General features: G+C 45.6%; 1 protein-coding gene. It reads left to right on the forward strand.

Features of this window, described 5'->3' with window-relative positions; genetic code table 11:
* The first annotated feature begins 119 nt into the window (after positions 1-119).
* Entirely contained in the window at positions 120-1,418 is a 1,299-nt protein-coding gene (locus tag T472_RS02850; RefSeq protein ID WP_023863303.1) for an IS30 family transposase, read from the forward strand.
* Positions 1,419-1,691 lie beyond the last annotated feature (273 nt).

Raw genomic sequence — 1,691 nt, forward strand, 5'->3', positions numbered from 1 at the left:
ATAAAGTAAATTCAACCCAATAAAAAACATTAGTAGAAATTACTAAGACAAAGTGGGAAGTGGAAGTTAATCTGACAGAAGGGTAAGATGGTGGGGATGGTGCCTCATTGGAGGTTGTCATGAATAAGCACTCTCACCTGACATTAGACGACAGGCTGGAAATCCAAAAGCATCTCAAAGAAGGTAAGTCATTCAAATTCATTGCTACAGAACTTGGTAAGGATCCAACCACCATTTCCAAGGAAGTCAGAACCCACATCCAGTTTAATAAGAGCGGCTGTTACAACAAGGCATTCAACGACTGTCTGAATAGGATGGGCTGTCTCGCACAACACCTTTGCGGTAACAAAAGATGCAATCGTTACTGCTGCTTCTGCAACGCCCATAGCTGCGGTTCTCTATGTTCAGAATATCAGATTGAAATCTGCTCAAGACACGCAAAGCCACCATACGTATGCAACGGTTGTGAGAAGAAGAGCAAATGCACACTGGAGAAAAGGACATATTCTGGTCTGCCAGCGCAAAAGGAGTATGAACATATACTCACTGAAGCCCGCCAGGGACTGCAGATTACCGAGGAAGATGCCTTAAGGCTTGATGCTCTGATCAGTCCGTTGCTCCTTAAAGGACAGTCACTGCACCACATCTGCGTCAACCATGCCGACGAGATTATGCAGGATGAGCGTACCCTCTACCGATACGTTGCTAGCGGTATCTTCAAGGCAAGGAACCTTGATATGCCTCGCGTAATGCGCATGGGTAAGCGCAAAAAGAAGAGAGATTCCTTCAAGGTTGATAAGAAGTGTCGTGTCAACAGGACATACCAGGATTTCCTGAAGTTCATGTCTGAGAATCCTTGTTTGACAATCGTGGAAATGGACTCGGTAGAAGGGAAAAAGGGAGGCAAGGTACTTCTGACTATCCACTTTGTGGTACCACAGCTGATGCTCGCATTCATCAGGGATGCCAATACATCCAGGTCTGTCACTGAAATCTTTGAAGGGCTATATGGAGCGTTGCAGCCTGAAGATTTCTGCAGACTGTTCCAAGTGCTGCTTGGTGACAATGGCAGCGAGTTCTCTAATCCTACAGCCATTGAGAAGGACCAGCAGGGCAATCAGAGGACCATGGTCTTCTACTGCGATCCTCAGGCCTCCTACCAGAAGGGAGCGGCGGAAAACAACCATACGCTTATCAGGCGCATCATCCCAAAGGGCACTCCCATGGATAGCTTCACCCAGGAGGACATAAGTCTGATGATGAACCACATAAACTCCTACAGCCGTCAGAACCTGGGGGACAAGACTCCTTATGCGGTCTTTGCCGCACTTTATGGAGAAGAGGTCCTAAAAAAGATGGGTGCAGACCTTATCAACCCCGATAAGGTAACCCTGCACCCATCTCTTCTCAAAAAATAGCCAAATAGACTTGAGGCACCATCCGGATTGATTAAACCATAGTATCCCCTGAGGGGTGGAATTTACTCTTTCAAAAAGTCAGCTGAATCTCACCCTTGGTTTACTATGCCCAAAAAAGGGCCAGTTAGTTGCTTCCGTCAGCATCATTGTACTCCATCAGAAAGCAAAAATCATTAACTGAATTGCATAAAAGCCCATACACATCAAAGAAATTACCGATTCTTACATGAGTGGAATTGAGTTTGGCAAAGTGGAAGTTACTTTATCAATTAA

Source organism: Youngiibacter fragilis 232.1, assembly GCF_000495435.3.
Taxonomy (GTDB): Bacteria; Bacillota; Clostridia; order Clostridiales; family Clostridiaceae; genus Youngiibacter; species Youngiibacter fragilis.